24 protein-coding genes are annotated in these 20,877 nt (G+C 73.1%); 15 read left to right on the forward strand and 9 right to left on the reverse strand.

What is annotated here, in order from left to right; all coding sequences use genetic code 11:
- Positions 1–16: 16 nt before the first annotated feature.
- Positions 17–634, forward strand: coding sequence for a dephospho-CoA kinase (gene coaE / locus TU30_RS07375; protein WP_042166117.1), 618 nt, complete (start codon positions 17–19; stop codon positions 632–634).
- A 50-nt stretch (positions 635–684) separates the two neighbouring features.
- On the forward strand, positions 685–1,083 hold the full coding sequence (locus tag TU30_RS07380; RefSeq protein WP_042166119.1) for a M48 family metallopeptidase: 399 nt from the start codon (positions 685–687) through the stop codon (positions 1,081–1,083).
- Positions 1,084–1,141: 58 nt separating this feature from the next.
- Here TU30_RS07380 and TU30_RS07385 read toward each other — a convergent pair whose 3' ends face one another.
- Positions 1,142–1,405: a DUF6343 family protein gene (locus TU30_RS07385; RefSeq protein ID WP_042166121.1), complete on the reverse strand. Its 264-nt coding sequence runs from the start codon at positions 1,403–1,405 to the stop codon at positions 1,142–1,144.
- Between the two features lie 161 nt (positions 1,406–1,566).
- On the opposite strand from TU30_RS07385, the gene TU30_RS07390 reads away from it, so the two are divergent.
- Complete coding sequence (locus TU30_RS07390; protein WP_042166122.1) at positions 1,567–2,262, forward strand: bifunctional 2-polyprenyl-6-hydroxyphenol methylase/3-demethylubiquinol 3-O-methyltransferase UbiG; 696 nt, start codon at positions 1,567–1,569, stop codon at positions 2,260–2,262.
- Positions 2,263–2,306: 44 nt separating this feature from the next.
- Here TU30_RS07390 and TU30_RS07395 read toward each other — a convergent pair whose 3' ends face one another.
- Positions 2,307–2,969 (reverse strand): RNA-binding S4 domain-containing protein, encoded by a 663-nt coding sequence (locus TU30_RS07395; protein WP_042166124.1) that lies wholly within the window; start codon positions 2,967–2,969, stop codon positions 2,307–2,309.
- 123 nt (positions 2,970–3,092) lie between these two features.
- Here TU30_RS07395 and TU30_RS07400 point away from each other — a divergent pair, with 123 nt between their 5' ends.
- From TU30_RS07400 to glpK, 4 genes are all read left to right on the forward strand, one after another.
- A complete protein-coding gene (locus tag TU30_RS07400) occupies positions 3,093–3,875 on the forward strand; it encodes a uracil-DNA glycosylase (RefSeq protein WP_078878159.1) in 783 nt (260 codons plus the stop codon).
- 36 nt (positions 3,876–3,911) lie between these two features.
- On the forward strand, positions 3,912–4,883 hold the full coding sequence (gene pip, locus TU30_RS07405; RefSeq protein WP_042166127.1) for a prolyl aminopeptidase: 972 nt from the start codon (positions 3,912–3,914) through the stop codon (positions 4,881–4,883).
- A 176-nt stretch (positions 4,884–5,059) separates the two neighbouring features.
- Positions 5,060–5,893: an MIP/aquaporin family protein gene (locus TU30_RS07410; RefSeq protein ID WP_176726224.1), complete on the forward strand. Its 834-nt coding sequence runs from the start codon at positions 5,060–5,062 to the stop codon at positions 5,891–5,893.
- Between the two features lie 21 nt (positions 5,894–5,914).
- Entirely contained in the window at positions 5,915–7,432 is a 1,518-nt protein-coding gene (glpK, locus tag TU30_RS07415) for a glycerol kinase GlpK (RefSeq protein WP_042166131.1), read from the forward strand.
- A 24-nt stretch (positions 7,433–7,456) separates the two neighbouring features.
- On the opposite strand, the gene TU30_RS07420 is transcribed toward glpK, so the two are convergent.
- A complete protein-coding gene (locus tag TU30_RS07420; RefSeq protein ID WP_042166134.1) occupies positions 7,457–8,413 on the reverse strand; it encodes an expansin EXLX1 family cellulose-binding protein in 957 nt (318 codons plus the stop codon).
- Between the two features lie 353 nt (positions 8,414–8,766).
- Here TU30_RS07420 and TU30_RS07425 point away from each other — a divergent pair, with 353 nt between their 5' ends.
- Together TU30_RS07425 and TU30_RS36440 are read left to right on the forward strand one after the other, a co-directional pair.
- On the forward strand, positions 8,767–10,632 hold the full coding sequence (locus TU30_RS07425; RefSeq protein WP_042166137.1) for an FUSC family protein: 1,866 nt from the start codon (positions 8,767–8,769) through the stop codon (positions 10,630–10,632).
- 207 nt (positions 10,633–10,839) lie between these two features.
- Positions 10,840–11,025, forward strand: a complete 186-nt coding sequence (locus TU30_RS36440; RefSeq protein WP_042166138.1) for a hypothetical protein — start codon at positions 10,840–10,842, stop codon at positions 11,023–11,025.
- A 12-nt stretch (positions 11,026–11,037) separates the two neighbouring features.
- Here TU30_RS36440 and TU30_RS07435 read toward each other — a convergent pair whose 3' ends face one another.
- Positions 11,038–11,466, reverse strand: coding sequence for a hypothetical protein (locus tag TU30_RS07435; protein ID WP_370626575.1), 429 nt, complete (start codon positions 11,464–11,466; stop codon positions 11,038–11,040).
- Complete coding sequence (locus tag TU30_RS07440; protein ID WP_042166143.1) at positions 11,463–12,182, reverse strand: ATP-binding protein; 720 nt, start codon at positions 12,180–12,182, stop codon at positions 11,463–11,465. Before TU30_RS07440 ends, TU30_RS07435 begins: the two co-directional genes overlap by 4 nt.
- 245 nt (positions 12,183–12,427) lie before the next feature.
- Between TU30_RS07440 and TU30_RS07445 the strand changes: the two genes are divergently transcribed.
- The 3 genes from TU30_RS07445 to TU30_RS07455 all read left to right on the forward strand — a co-directional run bounded on the left by TU30_RS07445 (position 12,428) and on the right by TU30_RS07455 (position 14,544).
- The gene (locus TU30_RS07445; protein WP_042166145.1) at positions 12,428–13,288 is read left to right on the forward strand and encodes a helix-turn-helix transcriptional regulator; all 861 of its coding nucleotides are present in this window, start codon (positions 12,428–12,430) and stop codon (positions 13,286–13,288) included.
- Positions 13,289–13,591, forward strand: coding sequence for a DUF397 domain-containing protein (locus TU30_RS07450; RefSeq protein ID WP_042166148.1), 303 nt, complete (start codon positions 13,289–13,291; stop codon positions 13,589–13,591). It begins immediately after the preceding gene.
- Between the two features lie 146 nt (positions 13,592–13,737).
- Positions 13,738–14,544: an SAM-dependent methyltransferase gene (locus TU30_RS07455; protein WP_042166150.1), complete on the forward strand. Its 807-nt coding sequence runs from the start codon at positions 13,738–13,740 to the stop codon at positions 14,542–14,544.
- 56 nt (positions 14,545–14,600) lie between these two features.
- Here the strand turns inward: TU30_RS07455 and TU30_RS07460 are convergent, their stop codons facing one another.
- Positions 14,601–16,097: a glutamate synthase subunit beta gene (locus TU30_RS07460; protein ID WP_042166153.1), complete on the reverse strand. Its 1,497-nt coding sequence runs from the start codon at positions 16,095–16,097 to the stop codon at positions 14,601–14,603.
- A 264-nt stretch (positions 16,098–16,361) separates the two neighbouring features.
- Positions 16,362–16,841 carry a DUF1772 domain-containing protein gene (locus TU30_RS07465; RefSeq protein ID WP_042166156.1) on the reverse strand — a complete coding sequence of 160 codons (480 nt, stop codon included), beginning with the start codon at positions 16,839–16,841 and terminating at the stop codon, positions 16,362–16,364.
- A 145-nt stretch (positions 16,842–16,986) separates the two neighbouring features.
- On the opposite strand from TU30_RS07465, the gene TU30_RS07470 reads away from it, so the two are divergent.
- Complete coding sequence (locus TU30_RS07470; protein ID WP_042166160.1) at positions 16,987–17,619, forward strand: uridine kinase; 633 nt, start codon at positions 16,987–16,989, stop codon at positions 17,617–17,619.
- Positions 17,620–17,728: 109 nt separating this feature from the next.
- Complete coding sequence (locus tag TU30_RS07475) at positions 17,729–18,157, forward strand: CBS domain-containing protein (protein ID WP_042166163.1); 429 nt, start codon at positions 17,729–17,731, stop codon at positions 18,155–18,157.
- Positions 18,158–18,395: 238 nt separating this feature from the next.
- Here the strand turns inward: TU30_RS07475 and TU30_RS07480 are convergent, their stop codons facing one another.
- Both TU30_RS07480 and TU30_RS07485 read right to left on the reverse strand, forming a co-directional pair.
- A complete protein-coding gene (locus tag TU30_RS07480; RefSeq protein WP_042166616.1) occupies positions 18,396–19,286 on the reverse strand; it encodes a carbohydrate kinase family protein in 891 nt (296 codons plus the stop codon).
- Positions 19,287–19,397: 111 nt separating this feature from the next.
- Entirely contained in the window at positions 19,398–20,306 is a 909-nt protein-coding gene (locus TU30_RS07485) for a pseudouridine-5'-phosphate glycosidase (protein ID WP_042166164.1), read from the reverse strand.
- Between the two features lie 100 nt (positions 20,307–20,406).
- On the opposite strand from TU30_RS07485, the gene TU30_RS07490 reads away from it, so the two are divergent.
- Positions 20,407–20,865 (forward strand): VOC family protein, encoded by a 459-nt coding sequence (locus TU30_RS07490; protein WP_042166166.1) that lies wholly within the window; start codon positions 20,407–20,409, stop codon positions 20,863–20,865.
- Positions 20,866–20,877: the final 12 nt, after the last annotated feature.

A 20,877-nucleotide genomic window follows, 5' to 3' on the forward strand; every position in this document is an offset into this window, starting at 1 on the left:
CCCTAGGCTTTCGGGCATGCTGACCGTGGGACTGACCGGTGGGATCGGCGCCGGCAAGAGCGAGGTGTCGCGGCTGCTCGTCGAGCGCGGCGCCGTACTGATCGACGCGGACCGCATCGCGCGCGAGGTCGTCGCACCGGGGACCCCCGGTCTCACGGCGGTCGTGGCGGCCTTCGGCGAGGAGATCCTCACCGGGGACGGCAGTCTGGACCGGCCGCGGCTCGGCGCGATCGTCTTCACCGACGCGGAGAAGCTCGCCCTCCTCAACTCGATCGTCCACCCCCTGGTGGGTGCCCGCTCCCGGGAGCTGGAGGAAGCCGCCGCCGAGGACGCCGTCGTCGTCCACGACGTCCCCCTCCTCACGGAGAACGGCCTCGCGCCCCGCTACGACCTCGTGATCGTGGTCGACGCGAGCCCCGGGACCCAGCTCGACCGGCTCGTCGGCCGACGCGGCATGAGCGAGCAGGACGCCCGCGCCCGCATGGCCGCCCAGGCGACGCGCGAGCAGCGCCGGGAGATCGCGGACATCGTCATCGACAACGACGTACCCCTGGACGAGCTGGAGCGGAGGGTCGAGGACGTATGGGCCGAGCTCGTGCGCCGGGCCGCGGACCGGCGGCCCGCGCAGGAATAGAGGTCTTCGGCCGGGGCGTTGAACCCGTTCGGCAAGGAAAGGATGCGGCTGTGCCCCAGAACAGTGGTTCGACCGGACGTACGCCGGAGACACATGTCATCGACTTCCGTGCCGCCGAGCAGCTGCTTGCCTCACGGGACCCGCGAGGTGCGGTGAAGCTGCTGGACGGGGTCATCGACGCGTATCCGGAGAACACGGCGGCGCGGCTGCTGCGCGCGCGGGCGTTCTTCGCGGCGGCCCAGCTGCGTCCGGCGGAGCTGGAGTTCTCCCTCGTCCTGGAGCGCGAGCCGGACAACGCCTTCGCGCACTTCGCGCTCGCCCGCACCTACCAGCGGCAGCGGAGGCCCGACCCGGCCAGGCGCCACTTCCGGCTGGCCGCCGCCCTGGACCCGAACCCGGAGTACCTGAAGGCCGCGCGCTTCGACGACGGCCAGGGCGACGAGAACTGACGACAAGGACTGACGGCGAGGGCTGGGGGACGACGCCCCGGAAGGGAGAGCACGCGGGTCACCTCGTGCCCCAGGGCGGATCGTACGGCGGCACATCACGGCCCGGCTGGTAGCGGGGTCCCTGGCGCATATGCCGGACGACCACGATCAGGTCGACGGTGACGAGCAGCCACAGCAGTGCGCACACCAGGGCCCAGCCGGGATGCCCGGCGACCGCGAACGCCACCGTCCCGAGGACGGTCCAGACCTCGCCCCACACGCTCAGCCAGAGCCGCATGCGCAGCGCACTGCGCGCGGTCCTCGGCTCACTGCCCGTCCGCATGCCGTCACCACCATTCCTCCTTCCACGGTACGTCCGGCCGGCCCACGGCACGTCCGGTCGGCGGAACGGCCGCTGTCGCCGGCCGGAGGCCTGCCGTCACTCGGACGGGTGAACCGGGAGCGCGGGGGAACGGGCGTGCGGATCCGGTCCGTTGGACGGACATGAAGCGGAGAAGGCGTGAAGGGTACGAGGGGACGGGCCCCGGGGCGATCACCCCGGACGGCTGCGCGGTGGAACTGTACTCACGGCTGCCCGTCGGGGACGAGCCGGACATCATCGCCGCCGCGGTACCGGCGGGCGCGCGGGTCCTGGAGCTGGGCAGCGGCGTGGGGAGGATGACCCACGCACTGCTGGAACGCGGATTCACGGTCACGGCCGTGGACGAGTCCGCCGAGATGCTGGAGCGCGTCCGCGGGGCACGGACCCTGTGCGGCCCCATAGAGGAACTGCGGCTGGACGAGACGTTCGACGTGGTGCTGCTCGCCTCGTTCCTGGTGCACGCGGGCGACGCGGAGGTGCGGCGGGGACTGCTGCGCACCTGTGCGCGGCATCTGGCGGAGGGAGGGTGCGTACTCGTCCAGCGGGAGGGCGAGGACCACCACACGAACGTGCCGCGCGAGCGGGTGGACCCGGCGGGCTTCACCGTACGCATCGTGTCGGTCGAGCCGCTCGGCGACGGGGTCGACACGGTGCACGCCGAGTACGTGTTCCCGGACGCGGTGTGGACGCAGACGTTCCGGTCGAGGACGCTGTCGAGGACGCGGTTCGAGGAGGCGCTGGGGGAGGAGGGCCTGCGCGTGGACCGGTATCTGACGGAGGACGGGATGTGGGTGAGGGCGGTGGCGGCCGAAGGCTGAGCGCAACGCGGTGGCTTCCGTCCCGGACCGCTGCCGCCGTGCGCTCACGGCCGCGCGGTCCCTCCGGAACGTCTGCCACGGTTCTTGCGACCGGCGGACCTTCCCCGATCCGCGAAACCGCCGGCGCCCTCGGGCCTGCCGCGGCCCTCGGGTCCGGCCGGTCCGGCGGAGCCTTCCAGGGCCCCGGGGACGTCGGGGCCACCCGGGCCGCCGCCCAGGCCGCGCAGGCGTTCCAGTTCCCGGCGGTCGCGCTTCGTCGGGCGGCCCGCGCCGCGGTCCCGGACACCGGCCGGGGCGACGGCGTCACGGGGCGGGGGCGGAGGGGAGGTGTCGACATAGCACTGGACCGCGACCGGGGCGCCCACCCGCTTGCGGATCAGGCGCTTGACGACGACGACCCGTTCCCGCCCGTCGTGCCGCAGGCGCACCTCGTCACCGACGCGCAGGGAGTGCGCGGGCTTCACCCGCTCACCGTTCACCCGTACATGGCCGCCGCGGCAGGCGTTGGCACCGAGGGACCGGGTCTTGACCAGACGCACGGACCAGATCCAGCTGTCGGTCCGGACGGTCTCGCCGCTCTGCGGTCCGGCGGCCTCGGCAGCCGCCACGGCGGCCGCGGTGTCGGGCCCGGGGGCCGCGGAGGCCGCCGCCTTCACCGTGTCCCCGTCGCCGCGCGTCCCGCCGTACTGAGCATCCTCGGAAGCCATGGTCCGACTCTAATCCTCCGGGGCGGCCCGGTGAGAAGGGATTTCGGCCGCCGCGCCGCCGGTGGGCAGGCCGAGCGGACGGGGGAGCCGCCGGCGCCGGCCGGTGCGCCCTACCGTGGAGGGATGGACCGCCCCAGTGGCCTCCCCGACTTCCAAGGCCTCCCCGATCTCCCCGCCTCCTTTGGTGTCCGCGACCCTTCCGGCCTTCCCGGCCTCGACCGGCGCATCACCGGCTGTCGCGCCTGTCCGCGGCTGGTGGACTGGCGTGAGGAGGTCGCCCGTACGAAACGCGCCGCGTTCGCCGACCGGACGTACTGGGGCCGGCCGGTGCCGGGATTCGGGCCGCCGGACGCCCGGCTGCTGATCGTCGGGCTGGCGCCCGCCGCGCACGGCGGCAACCGCACCGGACGGATGTTCACCGGAGACCGGTCCGGGGACGTGCTGTACCAGGCGCTGTACGACGTCGGGCTCGCCTCGCAGCCGACGTCCACGCACACCGGGGACGGCCTGGAGCTGTACGGCGTACGCGTCACCTCTCCCGTGCACTGCGCCCCGCCCGCCAACAGACCGACCCCCGGCGAACGGGACACCTGCCGGCCCTGGCTCGTGCGGGAACTGCGCCTCCTGCGGCCGACGGTGCGGGCCGCGCTCGTCCTCGGCGCCTTCGGATGGCGGGCCGCCCTGCCCGCGTTCGCCGGGGCGGGCTGGACCGTCCCCCGCCCCCGCCCGGTCTTCGCCCACGGCGCCCACGTCACGCTCCCCGCCCCGGACGGCGACGACCTGCGGCTCTTCGGCTGCTTCCACGTCAGTCAGCGCAACACCTTCACCGGCCGGCTCACCCCCGCCATGCTCCGGGAGGTGCTGCGCACGGCGGCCGAAGCGGCGGGAGCGCCCACGCGAAAATGAGAGGAGCCCCCGCGCAGCGCGCGCTACGGTGCCCCGATGGGCCGCTATCCGGACATCGAACCGTACGACCAGGGCATGCTCGACGTCGGCGACGGCAACCGCGTGTACTGGGAGACCTGCGGGAACCCGCACGGCAAGCCCGCGCTGGTGCTGCACGGCGGCCCGGGAAGCCGCGCGAGCCCCGGCCTCCGCCGCTACTTCGCCCCCGACGCCTACCGCATCGTGCTCCTCGACCAGCGCGGCGCCGGACGGTCGACACCGAGCGCCGCCGACCACACCACCGACATGAGCGTCAACACGACCGCCCACCTCATGGCAGACCTGGAGCGCCTGCGCGCCCACCTGGGCATCGAGCGGTGGCTGGTGTGGGGCGTGTCCTGGGGCTCGGCGCTGGGACTGCGGTACGCGCAGACGCACCCCGGTGTGGTGTCCGAGCTGGCGCTCACCGGCGTGACCACCGGATCCGCCCCCGAGGTGGCCCTGCTGACCCGGGGACTGGGCAAGCTCTTCCCGGAGGCCTTCGAACGCTTCGTCGGCGAACTCCCCGCCGGTGAGCGCGACGGCAACCTAGCCGCCGCCTACAACAGACTGCTCGAGTCCCCCGACCTCGACGTCCGGGAACGGGCCGCGCGGGCCTGGACCGACTGGGAGACGGCGATCGTCCCCGCCCCGCCGGGCTCGGTCGCGCGCTTCCAGGACCCCGAGTTCCGCAGGGGCTTCGCCCGCACCGTCACCCACTACTGGGGCAACGACCACTTCCTCGGCGACGGCGAGGGCGTCGACGAGGGCGTCGTCCTGCGCGACGCCCACCTCCTGAAGGGCATCCCCGGCACCCTGGTCCAGGGCAGCCTCGACCTCGGCAACCTCCTCGGCATCGTCTGGCGGCTCCGGCACGCCTGGCCGGACAGCGAGCTGACGATCGTGGACGAGGCCGGCCACGACGCCGGCGCCGTCGGCGACGACGCACTGGTGGCGGCGACGGACCGGTACGCGCGCGGCGGTGGATGAACACCGCCGCTCTGTGCTCCATGGGAGGGAATTCCGGCTCTCCACAGGCGTGATGTCCCCGGGGGACATACGCTTCCGGAAAGCGGAGGAAATCGCAGCGGAATTCCAGCCGAGGAGGGTCGGTGGCTAAACGTATCACCCGAAGGCGTGGCTATCGAGAAGGCATCTTCGGTGAGATGATCGCCGAATTCCTGGGAACATTCGTCCTGATTCTCCTGGGTGTCGGTTCGGTGGCTGTGGCCGTCGTCGGACTCCCTGGATCGGGCCGGCAGGCGGTGGAATTCGGGGCCGACAACTGGCTCATCATCGCGTGGGGCTGGGGCCTCGCCGTGGTGTTCGGTGTGTATGTGGCCGGCGGTATCAGCGGCGCCCACATCAATCCCGCGGTGACCCTGGCCTTCGCCGTGCGACGGGACTTCCCCTGGCGGAAGGTCCTGCCCTACTGGCTGGCGCAGGTCGTGGGCGCCTTCGTGGCCGCCGCGCTCGTCTACGCCTGCTACAGATGGGCGATCGACGCGGCCGAAACCGAGGCGGGCGTCCCGCGGGACGAATCACTGGCAACCTACTCGATCTTCGCCACGTTCCCCGCCGAATACTTCGGGAATTCATGGTGGGGGCCCCTGCTCGACCAGATCGTGGGCACCGGAATTCTGCTTCTTCTGATCTGTGCGCTCATCGACATGCGCAACACGGCTCCGATGGCGAATCTCCACCCGTTCCTCATCGGCCTGGTGGTCACCGTCATCGGTCTGACGTTCGGTACCAACGCCGGATACGCAATCAATCCCGCACGGGACTTCGGCCCCCGGTTGTTCACCTATTTCGAAGGCTGGGGCTCGATCGCCCTGCCCGGGTCGTTCCAATGGTTCAGCGGCTACTGGTGGATTCCCATCGTCGGCCCGCTCATCGGCGGAGTCCTCGGGATGGCCGTGTACGACCTGCTCATCAGTCCGGTGCTCAAGGCCCGGGCGGGGGCGGGCGAAGAAGGCCCGGCCACCGAAGAACCCTAGGCACACCAGGAGGCGGCAACGATGCCCGAATTCGTCGGCGCGGTGGACCAGGGGACCACCAGTACGCGCTTCATGATCTTCGATCACGCCGGGAACGAGGTGGCGAGGCACCAGCTCGAGCACAGCCAGATCCTGCCGCGGTCGGGGTGGGTCGAACACGACCCGGTGGAGATCTGGGAACGCACCAACACGGTGATCCAGAACGGCCTCCGTGCCGGAGGACTGACAGCCGCCGATCTGCGGGCCATCGGCATCACCAACCAGCGCGAGACGACCGTGGTCTGGGACCCGCGCACCGGCCGTCCGTACTACAACGCCATCGTCTGGCAGGACACCCGCACCGACAGCATCGCCGCCGCCCTCGAACGCGACGGCCACGGCGACGTCATCCGCCACAAGGCCGGACTGCCGCCGGCCACCTACTTCTCCGGCGGCAAGATCAAGTGGCTGCTGGAGAACGTGGACGGGCTGCGCGAGGCCGCCGAGGCGGGCCACGCCCTGTTCGGCAACACGGACGCCTGGGTGCTGTGGAACCTCACCGGCGGTCCGGGCGGCGGTGTGCACTCCACCGACGTGACCAACGCCAGCCGGACCATGCTGATGAACCTGGAGACCCTGGACTGGGACGACGAACTGCTGGACATCTTCGGCATCCCCCGCTCGATGCTTCCGGCCATCCACCCCTCGTCCGATCCCGAGGCGTACGGCGAGGCCCGCACCTCCCGGCCGCTGGGCGCCGCCGTCCCGATCACCGGAGTACTCGGCGACCAGCACGCGGCGACCGTCGGCCAGGTCTGCTTCTCTCCCGGCGAGGCCAAGAACACCTACGGCACCGGCAACTTCCTGGTACTCAACACCGGCACGGAACTGGTGCGCTCCAGCCACGGGCTGCTGACGACGGTGGCGTACCAGTTCGCGGGCAGCCCCGCGGTCTACGCGCTGGAAGGCTCCATCGCCGTCACCGGCGCCGCCGTGCAGTGGCTGCGCGACCAGCTGAAGATCATCACGAGTGCCGCGGAGAGCGAGCAGCTGGCGCGTTCGGTGGAGGACAACGGCGGGATGTTCTTCGTGCCGGCGTTCTCCGGCCTCTTCGCCCCGTACTGGCGCTCCGACGCCCGCGGCGCCATGGTGGGCCTGGCCCGCTACAACACCGGCGCGCACATCGCCCGGGCCACGCTGGAGGCCATCTGCTACCAGAGCCGCGACGTGGTCGAGGCCATGGAACAGGACTCGGGCGTGCACCTGGACGTGCTCAAGGTCGACGGCGGTGTGACCGCGAACGACCTGTGCATGCAGATCCAGGCCGATGTGCTGGGGGTGCCGGTCAGCCGCCCCGTGGTCGCCGAGACCACCGCGCTGGGCGCCGCCTACGCCGCCGGACTCGCGGTCGGCTTCTGGCGCGACACCGACGAACTGCGCTCCCACTGGCAGGAGTCGAAGCGCTGGAACCCGGAATGGAGCGAGGAGCGGCGCCAGGACGGCTACCAGGACTGGAAACGGGCCGTGGAACGCACCCTGGACTGGGTCAGGGTCACCTGACGGCCGTCCGTGGACGGTACCGCGTCAGTGCCGGGCGAACTGGACACGCGTCGGCTGTACGGCGTCCGGCCGCACGGCGATGCCGTCGACGGTCAGCTGCTCCCCGTAGATGTCGGTGAGTCTCAGGGCGCCGCCGCATCCGGTGCCGTCGGGGGAGAGGAAGTAGTTGTACTCGGTACGGGCCAGCGGGCGCCATCCGGAGCCGGTGCCGACCTCCAGCCGGGCCAGCGGGTTGCGGTGGCCGATCGCCTGGATGCCGCACCAGTGGCTGCTGGAACCGGTCTTGTAGCGGATCGAGACGGTGCCGGACGTGCCGGGGCTGAGCAGGCTCCAGGTGACCGGGATCCGCCCGGCGGAGAGACCGGCGAGCTCGGCGAAGGCCTCCCTGCTCAGGTCGAGCTGCCCGGGAGCGCAGGGCGAGGGGCACTCGTTGGTGATCCGGACCGTCACGGAGGCGCCGCCGGCCGCGCGGACCAGGACGTACGCCCCGCAGGCCCGGGACGTCTCGTAGTCGGCGGTGTTCATCGCCGCGGTCATGCGGCCGGGGCTCGGACCGTACAGGCAGGCGCCGTCACCGTCCCCGGCATCGTAGTGGGTGGCGACTCCGCTGTAGGTGGTGCCGGGCCGGATCCGCCCCGCCGATGGTGCCCCGCCGGAAGCCGGGCGCAGGGCGGCCGTGGGGGTGCCGCTGCGTGAGGGCCGGGCCGTCGTGGTCGTCGCGGAGGGCTTCGGGGCCGGGGACGCCGTGGACGGCTTCGCCTTCGGCGTCCGCCCGGTCGCCGTGGGCGGGACGCTCGGCCGGGCGCCGGCGTCAACGCCGGTGGCGGACGTGGCCGTGGCCCGCACGGTGTCGGACTCGCCGTCGGGAGCGAGGACGACGACCAGCGATACGAGGAGCCCGGCGGCGGCCACGGCGACGGCCGGCACCAGGGCGCCGCGCCCCTTGCGGCGGGGACGGCGGCGATGGGAGGGGGATGCCACGGATGATCCTTATGTGGTTCGGGAGGACACGCGCTCTTGACCCGGCAGTGGTCACAGCCGCCGGAAAGGTTGCCGCACGGGGCGCCGGCGTGACCACGAGGACTGCGGCGCCGGCCGCGATCCCGGTGCCCAGGTGGCCGAGCAGCTCGAAACCGCCGGGTTCGGCCGGGTCCTCGGGACTCGGCGGAGCCGCGTCCGTGGAGGAACCCGGACCTGGTCCGCATCGTCACATCCCGGAAACGCGCGTGTTCGCTTCCCTCCCCCCGCTCCGCTTACCGTGGACAACGCGTCCCCCGCCCGGTCACCGTCGCCCGCGAGCCCGCCCCCGCCCTCGACGTGACGACTGGAGCCCCGTGTCCCGCACCGCGCCCGCCGTACCTCCGTGGATCGCCCACGCCCTGCAGGCCCAGCGCGGTCCGGTCCCGTGGAGCGCGGTCACGCGGGGGGCGCTGTCGGCCGGGCCGGTGCTGCTCGTCGCGGTGCTCGCCGGGCAGCCCACCGCCGGAGTCGCCGCCGCCATCGGCGCCATGCTCGCCGGGGTCAACGACCGGCCCGGGAGCCGGCGGGCCTCGGTCGGACGGATCGGGGTGCCCGCGCTGGCGGGGGCGGCCGGGCTGGCTGTGGGGACGTATGCGGGGGACCACACCCCGGCCGTCCTGCTGACGCTGCTGATGGCCGGGCTCGGCCTGGTCGCCGGCGGGATCAGTGCCCTCGGGCCGGTCGGTTCCGCCGTCGGCACGCAGTTGCTCGTCGGTGTCGCGGTCGGCGCCGGGATGCCGTTGCCGGAGAGCGGCTGGCAGCGGGCGCTCGCCTACCTCGCCGGGGCCGGCTGGCTGCTCCTGCTGCGGCTGGTGCTGCCCACGCCGGGCTCCCTGACCGGGGACTCCCGGTTCGGCTTCCGGTTCGACGGGGAGCGGCATGCCGTGGCCGGTGTGTACGAGGCCGTCGCCGCGCTGCTCGACGCCACCGGCTCGGACACCGCCACGGCCCGGCGGGCCGCACTCACCGCGGCCCTCGACCAGGCCCAGGACGCGCTCGCCGGGCCCCGGCTGCGGCGGTACGCCAGTTCCACGGCCGAACGGCGACTGCACGCGCAGTACGCCGCCGCGCTGCCGCTGGCCGAGGCCGCGACCGCGCTGGCCTGGGCGGGGGAGGCCGTACCGGCCCGTGCGTCCGAAGGACCCCGGCGGCTAGCCGTCGCCGTACGCGGCGGCGCCCCCACCGGGGCGCTGCCCGCGCCCTCCCGGTCCGTCCCCGCGCTGCGCGCCCTCGACGACGCCCTCCTGCGCGCCGCCGTGGCCTTCGACCGGGCCGAGGGCGGTGACCTGCACACGCGCCGCCGGTCCCGCGCCGCCCTCACCCGTACCGTCCTCGGCGCCCGGGGACGGGAGTACGGCATGCGGGTCGCCCTCTGCTTCGGCGTGAGCGTCGCCGTCGCACAGGCCCTGTACCACTCCCGCTGGTACGGGCAGCACGAGCACTGGTACTGGCTGCCCGCCACCGCCGTCTTCCTCGTCAAGCCGGACCTCGGGCCCCTCGCCTCCCGGGTGCTGAACCGCGCCGCCGGAACCGTGCTCGGGGCGCTCCTCTTCGCCGGGTTCGCCGTCGTGCTGCCCCGGCCGGAAGGGCTCATCGCCCTGGTGGCGGTCAGCGGGGCGCTCATCCCCGTCGCCGCGCGGCACTTCGCCGCACAGACCACCGTCGTGACCGTGCTCGTGCTCGCCCTGGTGATGGTGGGCGGCGAACCGGAGGCCTCCGTCGCGCGGATCGGCGAGACCCTCCTCGCCTGCGCCATCGTGCTCGTCGTCGGCCATCTCCCGATGCCGGGACAGCGCGGCCACGGCATCCGGGCCCGGCTCACCGAAGCGGGCGGCGCCGCCCACACCTACCTCGCCCACGTCCTCGACACGTCCGACGACCGCGCCGCCCGCTGGGTCCTGCGCCGCGAGGCCTACCGCACCCTCGCCGAGGCCCGCAGCGCCATCGCCCTGGCCTCCGCCGAGCTGCCCGCGCTCGCCCGGCACTCCCGCGGCACGGACGAGTTCGCCGCCCTCCTCGAGGAACTCGTCGACACCACCACCGCCTGCGCCGTCCACCTCGACGACACGGGCCGGCTCGACCCCCGTCACACCGAGCGGCTCGCCGAACTCCGGGCGGACCTGGCGGCGTGCCGCGAGCGGGTGGGCGTCCGACTGCCGGAGGTGCCCGTCACGAGATGAGCCGGGCAGCCCCCGCACGACACGGGACGCATACGACGCGCAGGGATCTACGCGCGGAAAGCGACTGGATGTTCGGGATGCCGGAGAGCCGGCTCACCCCCGACGGTGAACGCGTTTCAACTACGTCTCAGTACGGTCTCCGAGCGAGGCGATCACCCCTCGCCGGCGTTTGACTCTACGAGTACAACGCTGGACGAGAGGCTGCCGGTGAACGGGCGAACGGTGCTTGAACGCTTTCCCGCGGGCGGACCGCGCGGATCCTGGCCCGCGGAGGAGTTCGCGCGGGCACGACGCATGGAGGGCCTGCCCGCCGAGGTGGTCATGGACCTCGCGACCGACACGTTCCTGGTGATCGTCCGCGGCGGCGACGGCAGCGGCGACGTGGTCGCGTGAGGCCCGGGGGCCCTATGCGGTGACCGGGCGGGACCAGCTCGGGGTCGTGTCCGTCAGGCGGCACACCGCCAGGTAGAGCGGTATCGGCGGAGTGTACGGAAGCGTCCCGTCCGGGCGGTGGATCAGACCGGGGAGGTCCGGGGCGTCCGGTACGACGGCTCCCGTGTCGTACCGCGCGGGGGCGGGCCACTCCAGCGCGTAGTCCGAATCGGACGGAACCAGCCACCACCAGTGCGCCTCATCGGCGTACACGCACCCCACCCGTGGCAGCCGGGGCATGACCAGCGGCCCGAAACGGGCCGGCACCGCCACCGCGTCGCAGCCCATCGGCGCCGTCATCCCGTCGGGGACGGGCAGGCGCCGGGGCGGTGCGGGTGCGGTGCGCAGCCCGCGCCGGAGCCGGACCAGCGTGTTCAGGCTCAGGGTCCGAGAGCCCGTCACACCCACCCCCCGTCCCGGCGGTACCGGCGCGGGGCCGTGTGCTGACGAGGAGGCGTGCGCGGGACCGTCGGAGCCGCTGTGGGGCGGTGCCGCTGCTCGGGCTCCTCGACGTCGTCCCGGCCGTCGGCCGGTCCCGGCTTGGGGCGCTCGCCCCAGCCGAGGTCGTTGTGCGGTCCGTCGGGCGGGCGCGGCGTGTCGGCCTTGCGGGGCAGCTCGGCCCAGACCAGCAGGCCGGGACCGTGCTCGTGGGCGCCCCAGGCGTGACACATGGCGTCGACGAGAAGCAGTCCCCTCCCGTGCTCCTCCTCCGGCTGCTGCCGGGTGTTCGCACGGGGCCGGCCGGGCGCGCAGCCTTCGTCGCGCACGGCTATGCGCACCAGTTCGTCGCCGTCGTGCAGCTCGCAGACTATGTGGCTGCTCGCCGTGTGCACGATGGCGTTGGTGACGAGTTCGGAGACGACCAGAGCCGCTGTGTCACAGGTGTCCTCGCAGACCGACCAGCCGGTCAGCCGGGCCCTCGTCAGGCGTCTGGCCTGCGCGGGAGAACCCGGATGGGCGGCCAGTTCGAAGCGGAAACGGCGCTGGGCGGCAGCCCCTGCGGGGTCGGCGGCTCCCTGGGCGGGGCCGGGACCGAAGGGGCGCGCAGCGGCGTCTGTTCCTAAGGGCACGGACGGAATCACGCTTGCCACTATCGCCCCGTCGTGCACACTTGGCAAGTGTCACTCTGAAAAATCCAGAGTGCTGTGTGACGGTCTGGACGGCCGTGGCACACTGCTCGCAACAGCACTCCGCGCGGCGCCAGTTGAGGTCATCGAAGAAGTGTTCGAGTCAAGGGGCTTGAGCGAATCTTCGAACGGTTCTCGGATTGGCGCCGCAGAGCTGTGAGGGCTGTCGGTGCCGTCGGCGCTGTCGGTGTCGGCAACGCCAGGAACGTCAGGAAACCTTTTCGGGGAGGTGGAGCGTGAGTGAACCGCGGTCCGCGCCAACGGTCGGCCAGGTCGTCCTCGGCCGGCGACTGCTGGATCTGCGGGAAAGCGCCGGCCTCAAGCGCGAGGAGGCCGCACGCGTCCTGCGCGTCGCCCCCGCCACGGTCCGGCGCATGGAGATGGCCGAGGTCGCGCTCAAGATCCCGTACCTCCAGCTCCTGCTGAAGGCCTACGGGGTCTCCGACGAGGAGGCCGACGCCTTCGTACAGCTGGCGGAGGACGCCAACCGGCCCGGCTGGTGGCAGCGCTTCCACGAGATCCTGCCCGGCTGGTTCTCGATGTACGTGAGCCTGGAGGGCGCGGCTACGCTCATCCGCAGCTACGAGCCCCACTTCGTCCCCGGACTGCTGCAGACCGAGGACTATGCGCGTGGCGTGCTGCGCTCGGGTGCCATCGGGCAGACCAGGCCCGAGGACATCGAGGGCCACGCCGCCCTGCGCATGCAACGGCAGGATCTGCTCACCCGTGACGACGCACCCCGGCTGTGGGTCGTGATGGACGAGACGGCGCTGCGCCGCCCGGTCGGCGGCCCGGAGGTGATGCGTGCCCAGATCGACAGACTCATCGAGGCCACGAAGCTGCCCAACGTCACGCTGCAGGTCGCCCCGTTCGCCAGCGGGCCGCACCCCGGCACGTACGGGCCGTTCGTGCTGTTCCGGTTCGCCATGCCCGAACTGCCGGACATGGTCTACAGCGAGTACCTGACCGGCGCCGTCTACCTGGACGCGCGCTCCGAGGTGGCGACCCACCTCGAGGTCATGGACCGCATGGCGGCGCAGGCCGCCACAGCGCATCGTACGAAGGCGATCCTCAGGGATCTCCGCAAGGAGCTGTGAATGAATCACGTCAAACCCCTGTCCCTGTCCTTGTCCCCCCTGCCGGTGCCCCCACCGCGGGTCCGCACCGAGATGATCTACAACGGCATGCCCGCGCGGGAGCTGGGCAGCGAGGGCTGGCACAAGCCGTGGAGCGGTGGCAACGGCGGCAACTGCCTGGAGGCGATGAAGCTCGACGACGGCCGGATCGCCGTCCGGCAGTCCACCGACCCGGACGGACCGGCGCTCATCTACACCTCGGCCGAGATGACGGCCTTCATCGAAGGAGCCAAAGCGGGAGAGGCGGATTTCCTGCTGTCCTGACCTTCGCCGACCGCTCTACCGTTGCTTGCCGACGTCCACCCCACGTTGCTTGTTCCCCCCTCCGGCCCCCTTCCCCCGCTCCGCTCACCCCACTGCTTGGCACTGAAATTGATCACTAACAGTTGCAGACACTTACGGAGTTCGTCATGACCGGGCAGCAGCACCCCGTCGAGATCGACACGAGCAAGCCGCACACCGCGCGGATGTACGACTGGTACCTCGGAGGCAAGGACAACTACCCCGTCGACGAGGCCATGGGCCGGCAGATGCTCGCCCTCGACCCGAGGGTGCCCGTGATGGCACGGGTGAACCGCGCCTTCATGCAGCGCGCCACGCGCTGGCTCGTCGGCCAGGGCGTACGCCAGTTCCTCGACATCGGCACCGGCATCCCCACCGAGCCCAACCTCCACCAGATCGCCCAGGAGGTCGCACCCGACGCGCGCGTCGTCTACTGCGACAACGACCCGATCGTGCTGGCCCACGCCGGCGCGCTGCTGCGCGGCACCGACGAGGGGGTGACCGAGTACCTCCAGGCCGATGTGCGGGAACCGGAGAGCATCCTGGAGGGCGCGCGGAAGATCCTCGACTTCGACCGGCCGGTCGCGGTCTCCCTCATCGCGCTGCTGCACTTCATCTCGGACGAGGACGGCGCCCACGAGCTGGTCGGCCGGCTGCTCGCCGACCTGCCCTCCGGCAGCCACCTCGTGATCTCCCACGCGACGTCCGACTTCACCCCCGAGGAGTCGAAGGCAGCCACCGAGAAGCTCAAGGCCGCGGGTGTCAACCTGTCCCTGCGCTCCCGCGAGGAGTTCACCCGCCTCTTCGACGGCCTCGAGCTGGTCGACCCCGGCGTCCAGGTGCCCCAGCTGTGGCACCCCGAACTGGGCGAGCCCGTCCCCGGCCAGGACGACGGGGTGATCCCGGGGTACGGGGCGGTCGGGCGCAAGGTGTAGGTCCGGGCGGGGCGAGGACTCCGAGGGCACCGGCGGGCGTTTCCCGTCGGTGCGCGTCACGCCCTCATCGGGCGGTCGTACGGGCCGATGGGGGCCGGGAGCCGGGTGGTGCCGTCGGTCAGGTGACGGTCGACGGCCGCCGCCACCGCCCGGCCCTCGGCGATCGCCCACACGATCAGCGACTGGCCGCGTGCGGCGTCCCCGGCCGCGAACACGCCCGGCACGTTCGTGGCGAAGCCGGCGTCGCGCGCGATCGTGCCGCGCGGCTCCAGCTCCAGACCGAGCCCGGCGACGAGCCCGTCCCCCCGGTCGGGGCCGAAGAAGCCGAGCGCGAGGAGGACGAGGCCGGCGGGCAGCACCCGCTCGGTGCCCGGCCGGGGACGGCGCTCCGCGTCCACCTCGACCAGGTGCAACGCCCGCACCCGCCCGTCCGCGTCGCCGGTGAGGCGCAGCGTGGACGCCGCGAACAGCCGTGCGTCCGAGTCCTCGGCCGCCTCCGGCGCCGTCCGCAGCGCACCGGCCTCCTCGTGCGAGGCGGACAGCCGGTACAGCTTCGGGTACGTCGGCCAGGGCTCGGTGACCTCGTCGCGCTCGTCGCCCGGCCGGTCGTAGATGTCCAGCTGCGTCACGGACGCGGCCCCCTCCCGCACGGCCGTGCCCAGGCAGTCGGAGCCCGTGTCACCGCCCCCGACGATGACGACGTCCCGGCCCGCGGCGGACAGCGGGGAGGCCTCCAGGTCCCCTTCGCACACCCGGTTGGCCAGCGGCAGATATTCCATGGCCTGGTGAACGCCGCTCAGTTCCCTTCCGGGGACCGCCAGGTCGCGCCACGCGGTCGCCCCGGTGGCGATCACCACGGCGTCGTAACGTGCCCGCAGCCCGACGGCGTCGACATCGCGCCCGACCGTCGTGGACGTACGGAACTTCGTCCCCTCGGCCCGCATCTGTCCGATGCGCCGCTCCAGGTGACGCTTCTCCATCTTGAACTCGGGGATGCCGTACCGCATCAGCCCGCCGATCCGGTCGTCCCGCTCGTACACGGCCACCGTGTGGCCCGCCCGGGTCAGCTGCTGGGCCGCGGCCAGTCCGGTGGGACCCGAGCCGATCACGGCGACCGTCCGGCCGGAGAGCCGGTCCGGCGGGGCCGGCCCGGCGAAGCCCTCCTCCCAGGCCCGGTCGGCTATGGCGCACTCGACGTTCTTGATGGTCACGGCGGGCTGGTTGATGGCGAGCACACATCCCGCCTCGCAGGGCGCCGGGCACAGCCTGCCGGTGAACTCGGGGAAGTTGTTGGTCGCGTGCAGCCGCTCCGCCGCGGCCCACCAGTCGTCGCGCGCGACCAGGTCGTTCCAGTCGGGGATCAGGTTGCCCAGCGGGCAGGCGTCGTGGCAGAAGGGGATCCCGCAGTCCATGCAGCGGTCGGCCTGCGCACCGACGATGGGCAGCAGCGCGCCGGGGACGTGGATCTCGTTCCAGTCCCGGACCCGTTCCCCGACGGGCCTGCGCGGCCAGTCCTGGCGCGGCGTGGTCAGGAACCCCTTGGGATCGGCCATGGCAGCCGTCTTCCTTGCGTGCGCGTTCTTCCCTGCGTGTGCGAGTGCCGTGCCGTTCGCGGCCGGACGGCACGCACACCTGGGGCCGGGGCGGTTTTCTCCCCCGGCGTCTCCCGTCTCCGCGGACCCGCGCTCCGGACCCGGTGCCGTGGGCCCGGCGCTCTCCGGAGCCCGGCGTCCTCCCGGCCACGATACGACTGCTCATGCCCGCGCGCAGGCCCGCCGACGGTGTTTTCCTTCCGTGCCCTCCGTACGTCCGTACCGTCAGGTGAGAGCCAGTACGTACGCCACCGCGGCACCCGCCGAGGCGACCGTGCGCACATGGTTCCACCGTGTCCACCCCCGCACGTACGCGGTCCAGCGGGCGGCGGCCTCCGTGGAGCCGGGATCGAGCCCGGCCAGCGTGTTGTTGCGCGGCACGTGGGCGACCGCGGTGACCCCGAACCCGCCGAACAGATACAGCGCGCTGCCGGCCAGCAGCCAGGCCGCGCCCTCGTCCGGCCGCGTCACCAGGGCCACCACGGCGATCGCCGCGCACAGCAGCGCCGAGCCGAGGAACACCAGCATGAAGGGCGCCCGCACCGCGGCCGTGTTCACCGACTGCATCGCCGCCACACCCCGTGCGGGCGGCAGCGCCGCGAGCCCTCTCATCACGAACGTCGAGAAGGCGCAGAAGGCCCCCGCCACCAGCCCGGTCCCGAGCACGCCCAGCACCGTCAGTACGAAGTACGGTCCATCCACCACGTCGTCAGCTCCCACCCGTCCCCGGCCGGGAACCCTCCCGGCGGCCACCGTCACCACCAGTGAAGCCCGACCCGGGCGCGGTGCCCATGGCCGGGCGTCGCGGGGCCATGCGCGGGCGTCCAGCCGGCCGGCGCATCATGGCGGTGTGCGATTCGAAGCGATCACCTGGGACCGGCTCGGCGACCTCCTCGCCGAGCGTGTGGCGACGCTGAGGACGGCCGACGGCGGCACCCGGCCGCGCGTCGCCTTCGACGGCGCCCCGGCCGCCCGCCCCGGGGACCTCGCCGAACGGGTCGCCGAGGCCCTGCGCGTCCGCGGACGTCCGTCCGTCGTCGTGAGAGCGGAGGGTTTCCTGCGCCCCGCCTCGGTCCGGCTGGAGTACGGCCACCAGGACGTGGAGTCGTACTACGACGGCTGGTACGACACCGGTGCCCTCCGGCGCGAGGTGTTCGGGCCTCTCGAACCCGGCGGGAACGGACGGGTGCTGCCCGATCTGTGGGACCCGGTCACCGACCGCGCCACCCGCAGCCCCTACGTCCCGCTCCCGCCCGGCGGCGTACTGCTGCTGCACGGCCCGCTCCTCCTGAGGCACTGGTTCCCCTTCGACCTAGGCGTCCACGTCTCGCTCTCCCCGGGCGCCCTGCGCCGCCGCACCCCCGGGGACGGGCACTGGACCCTGCCCGCCTTCGAGCGCTACGAGCGGGAGGCCGACCCGGCCGGCACCGCCGACGTCCTGGTACGCGCAGACGACCCCCGCCACCCGGCGTGGCACGGCTGAGACGCTCGGGCGAAGGTGCGGGGCCCCGGTGACACGACGACAATGAAGGGCGCCGGTACTCGCGGTGCGCCCCGTGCCGCGCCGGCCGTCCGGCACCGGGAGGTACCCCATGACCACAGCCGGAGACATCATGCACCGCGGCGCCCAGTGGATCCCCGCCCACGAGACGCTCGACCGCGCCGCCCAGCTGATGCGCGAGCTGAACGTCGGCGCGCTGCCCATCAGCGACGAGAACGAGCGCCTGTGCGGCATCCTCACCGACCGCGACATCGTCGTCGGCTGCGTCGCCATGGGCCACGACCCGGCCGGGGTCACCGCGGGGGAGATGGCCAAGGGCACACCGCGCTGGATCCCGGCGGACGCCGACGTCGGCGAGGTCCTCCAGGAGATGCAGACGCACCGCATCCGCCGGCTCCCCGTCATCGAGGACAAGCGTCTGGTCGGCATGATCAGTGAGGCCGATCTCGCCCGGCACCTGACGGACGACCAGATCGCCACCTGGGCGGAGTACGTCTACTCCAGGACCCCGTCCGGCTGAACGCGCGCCGTGGCACGCGCCGTTGCGCCGTGCCGTGTCCTGCTGTCGTGCCCTGCGGTGGGGCGCGGCCGTAGCCGTACCGCCGGCGCGGCTCAGGGCACCGACCTCCCTCCCTCCCTCCCGCCGTCGCCGCGCCCCTCCGGACCCGGTGACACCCGGCGACGGCCCCGATGAACCCGGCCCGGGACGCACGCCCTGAAACCACGGTCCGGCGGACGGCGGGCGGCGGACGGGGCCGTCAGACCGGTGGCGGCGGGCGGCCTCCCACCTGACGCACGGCCAGCGCACCCGCCCTGCATCCCCCGGCCGCCGCATGTTCCGGGTCGGCGCCCGCCATGAGGGCGGTGAGGAACGCGCCCGTGAAGGCGTCGCCGGCGCCCGTGCTGTCCAGGGGCGTCGCCGCTACGGCGGGAACACGGGCGCACACCCGGCCGGCCCGGGCCAGCAGCGCACCCTCGGCCCCCTGCTTGGACACGACCAGCGGAACCCGCCGGCTCAGCCGCGCCGCCGCCTCCGCCGCCCCGGGCAACCCCGTGAGCAGGCACGCCTCGTCCCGGCTGGGCAGCAGGATGTCCACCCCCTCGACCAGGGACAGGAACCGGTCGGCACCCAGCCGCGCCAGGAAACCGGCCGACGCCGGATCCACGCTCACCGGCACTGCGCGCGCACGTGCCGCCCTCAGGGCCACCGCCACGAACGCCCGGCCCGGTTCGCCGAACAGCAGATAGCCCGACAGATGCAGCCGTGCCACCCCGTCCAGCAACGCGTCCGACCAGTCAGCGGGTTCGAGCCGCAGCGAGGCGCCGCTGTCGGCGAGGAAGGTCCGCTCGGCCGCCGCGTCCTGGTCGACCAGGCAGATCACGGTCCCGGTCGGCGCCCGCGGATCGACCACCAGCAGGGGACCCACCCCGCAGGCGGCCAGCTCCCGGGTGTGCCACGCCGCCGCGTCCTCGCCCACCCGTCCGAGCAGCCGCACCTCCGCGTCGCCCCAGTACGCCGCCCAGCAGGCCACATTGGCTCCCGCACCGCCGGGCACCGTCCGGATCGCCGCCGCGGTGTCCGTACCCGGGGCGAGCGGCCCCCGGTGCCGGGCGACCACGTCGGTGACGACGTCCCCGACGACCAGCAGCGCACCGGACGGAGCACCCGCACCCGTGCCGGAGCGGGCGCCGGTCGCCGCCGCACGGGCCGCCCCGGCAACACCGCCCCCGTCACCCGGGACCGCCGCCGTCACGTCGCCTCACGCCCCGGTCCAGGCCGTCGCGATGCGGGCCGCCAGCCGTACGTTGCCCCTCGCCGCCGCCAGGTTGGCGGTGAGGGACGCGCCGCCGGTGTGCCGTACCAGGTGGTCGAGCAGGAACGGAGTGACCGCCTGACCGTCGACGCCCTCCTCCTCGCACGCGCGCAACGCCTCGTCGAGCACCCGTGCGTGCAGCCCGGGGTCCAACTGCTCCCCCTCGGGAACGGGGTTGGCGACGATCAGCGCCGACTCGGGCCCGCCCAGGGCGTCCTGTGCCCGCATCACCTCCGCCACCTGCTCCGGCGCGTCCAGCCGCCAGTCCACGGGGTGCCCGGAGTCCGACAGGTAGAAGCCGGGAAAGCGGTCCGTCCCGTACCCGGCGACCGCGACCCCCAGGGTCTCCAGCCGCTGCAGCGTCGCCGGTACGTCCAGGATCGACTTCACGCCCGCGCACACCACGGTGATCCTGGTCCGCGCCAGCAGCCCGAGGTCGGCCGACTCGTCCTGGGTCACCGTCCACTCACGGTGCACGCCACCGAGCCCGCCGGTCGCGAACACCCGTACGCCCGCGAGCGCGGCCAGCAGGGCGGTGGCCGACACCGTGGTGGCACCGTTCGCCCCGGACGCCACCGCGAGCGGCAGGTCGCGATGGCCGAGCTTGCGGATGCCGTCCTCATGGGCGATCCGCTCCAACTGATCCTTGTCCAGGCCGACCCGGGGCCGTCCGTCCAGCACGGCGACCGTGGCGGGCACGGCGCCCTCCTGCCGCACCACCGCCTCCAGCTCCCGCGCCACCCGGAGATTGCGCGGCCGGGGCAGCCCGTGCGCGATGATCGTGGACTCCAGGGCCACCACCGGCCGGCCGGCGGCGATCGCCTCCCGTACCTCTTCGGACACCGTAAGGCTCACGCGCCGTCTCCCGTCTGCAGCCCCTCCCTCATCCCTGGCGGGCCGGGGGGCCGGTCAAACACCTTGCGGGCCACCACGGACCTCGTGGAGCCTGGAACCCATGACGCAGAAACCCACGACCGGGAAACCCCCGACCGGGAACACGGCACGTCTCGACCACGTCGTCCTCTGGGTGCGCGACCCGATCGCGGCCGCCGGCTTCTACGAGAAGGCGCTCGGCCTGGAAGCGGTCAGACTCGCCGACTTCTCCGCGGGCGAGGCGCCCTTCCCCTCGGTACGGGTCAACGAGGAGACCGTCCTCGACCTCATGCCGCTCGCCATGGCGGAACGCATGACGATGCTGCCCGGCGCCGCGGAAGCCTCCGGCCACCCCGTCAACCACGTCTGTCTGTCCCTGCCCGCGGACGACTTCGACGCCCTCCGCAGCCGCCTCGGGGAACAGTCCGTACCCATGACGGACCTCTCGCACGACTCCTTCGGCGCACGCGGGTTCGCCAGGAGCAGTTTCTACTTCCGCGACCCCGACGGAAACGTGTTCGAAGCGCGGTACTACGGCTGACCCGCGCGACCG

This window comes from Streptomyces sp. NBRC 110035 (genome assembly GCF_000829695.1).
Lineage (GTDB): Bacteria > Actinomycetota > Actinomycetes > Streptomycetales > Streptomycetaceae > Streptomyces.

What these genes read in the sequence shown, in the direction of transcription:
- TU30_RS07400 (WP_078878159.1), top strand. Translation starts at nt 3,093, where the DNA reads ATGGACCGCCCCAGTGGCCTCCCCGACTTCCAAGGCCTCCCCGATCTC.
- TU30_RS07450 (WP_042166148.1), top strand. Translation starts at nt 13,289, where the DNA reads ATGAATCACGTCAAACCCCTGTCCCTGTCCTTGTCCCCCCTGCCGGTG.
- TU30_RS07410 (WP_176726224.1), top strand. Translation starts at nt 5,060, where the DNA reads ATGATCGCCGAATTCCTGGGAACATTCGTCCTGATTCTCCTGGGTGTC.
- pip (WP_042166127.1), top strand. Translation starts at nt 3,912, where the DNA reads ATGGGCCGCTATCCGGACATCGAACCGTACGACCAGGGCATGCTCGAC.
- TU30_RS07490 (WP_042166166.1), top strand. Translation starts at nt 20,407, where the DNA reads ATGACGCAGAAACCCACGACCGGGAAACCCCCGACCGGGAACACGGCA.
- TU30_RS07475 (WP_042166163.1), top strand. Translation starts at nt 17,729, where the DNA reads ATGACCACAGCCGGAGACATCATGCACCGCGGCGCCCAGTGGATCCCC.
- TU30_RS07395 (WP_042166124.1), bottom strand. Translation starts at nt 2,969, where the DNA reads ATGGCTTCCGAGGATGCTCAGTACGGCGGGACGCGCGGCGACGGGGAC.
- TU30_RS07460 (WP_042166153.1), bottom strand. Translation starts at nt 16,097, where the DNA reads ATGGCCGATCCCAAGGGGTTCCTGACCACGCCGCGCCAGGACTGGCCG.
- TU30_RS07455 (WP_042166150.1), top strand. Translation starts at nt 13,738, where the DNA reads ATGACCGGGCAGCAGCACCCCGTCGAGATCGACACGAGCAAGCCGCAC.
- TU30_RS07390 (WP_042166122.1), top strand. Translation starts at nt 1,567, where the DNA reads ATGAAGCGGAGAAGGCGTGAAGGGTACGAGGGGACGGGCCCCGGGGCG.
- coaE (WP_042166117.1), top strand. Translation starts at nt 17, where the DNA reads ATGCTGACCGTGGGACTGACCGGTGGGATCGGCGCCGGCAAGAGCGAG.
- glpK (WP_042166131.1), top strand. Translation starts at nt 5,915, where the DNA reads ATGCCCGAATTCGTCGGCGCGGTGGACCAGGGGACCACCAGTACGCGC.
- TU30_RS07385 (WP_042166121.1), bottom strand. Translation starts at nt 1,405, where the DNA reads ATGCGGACGGGCAGTGAGCCGAGGACCGCGCGCAGTGCGCTGCGCATG.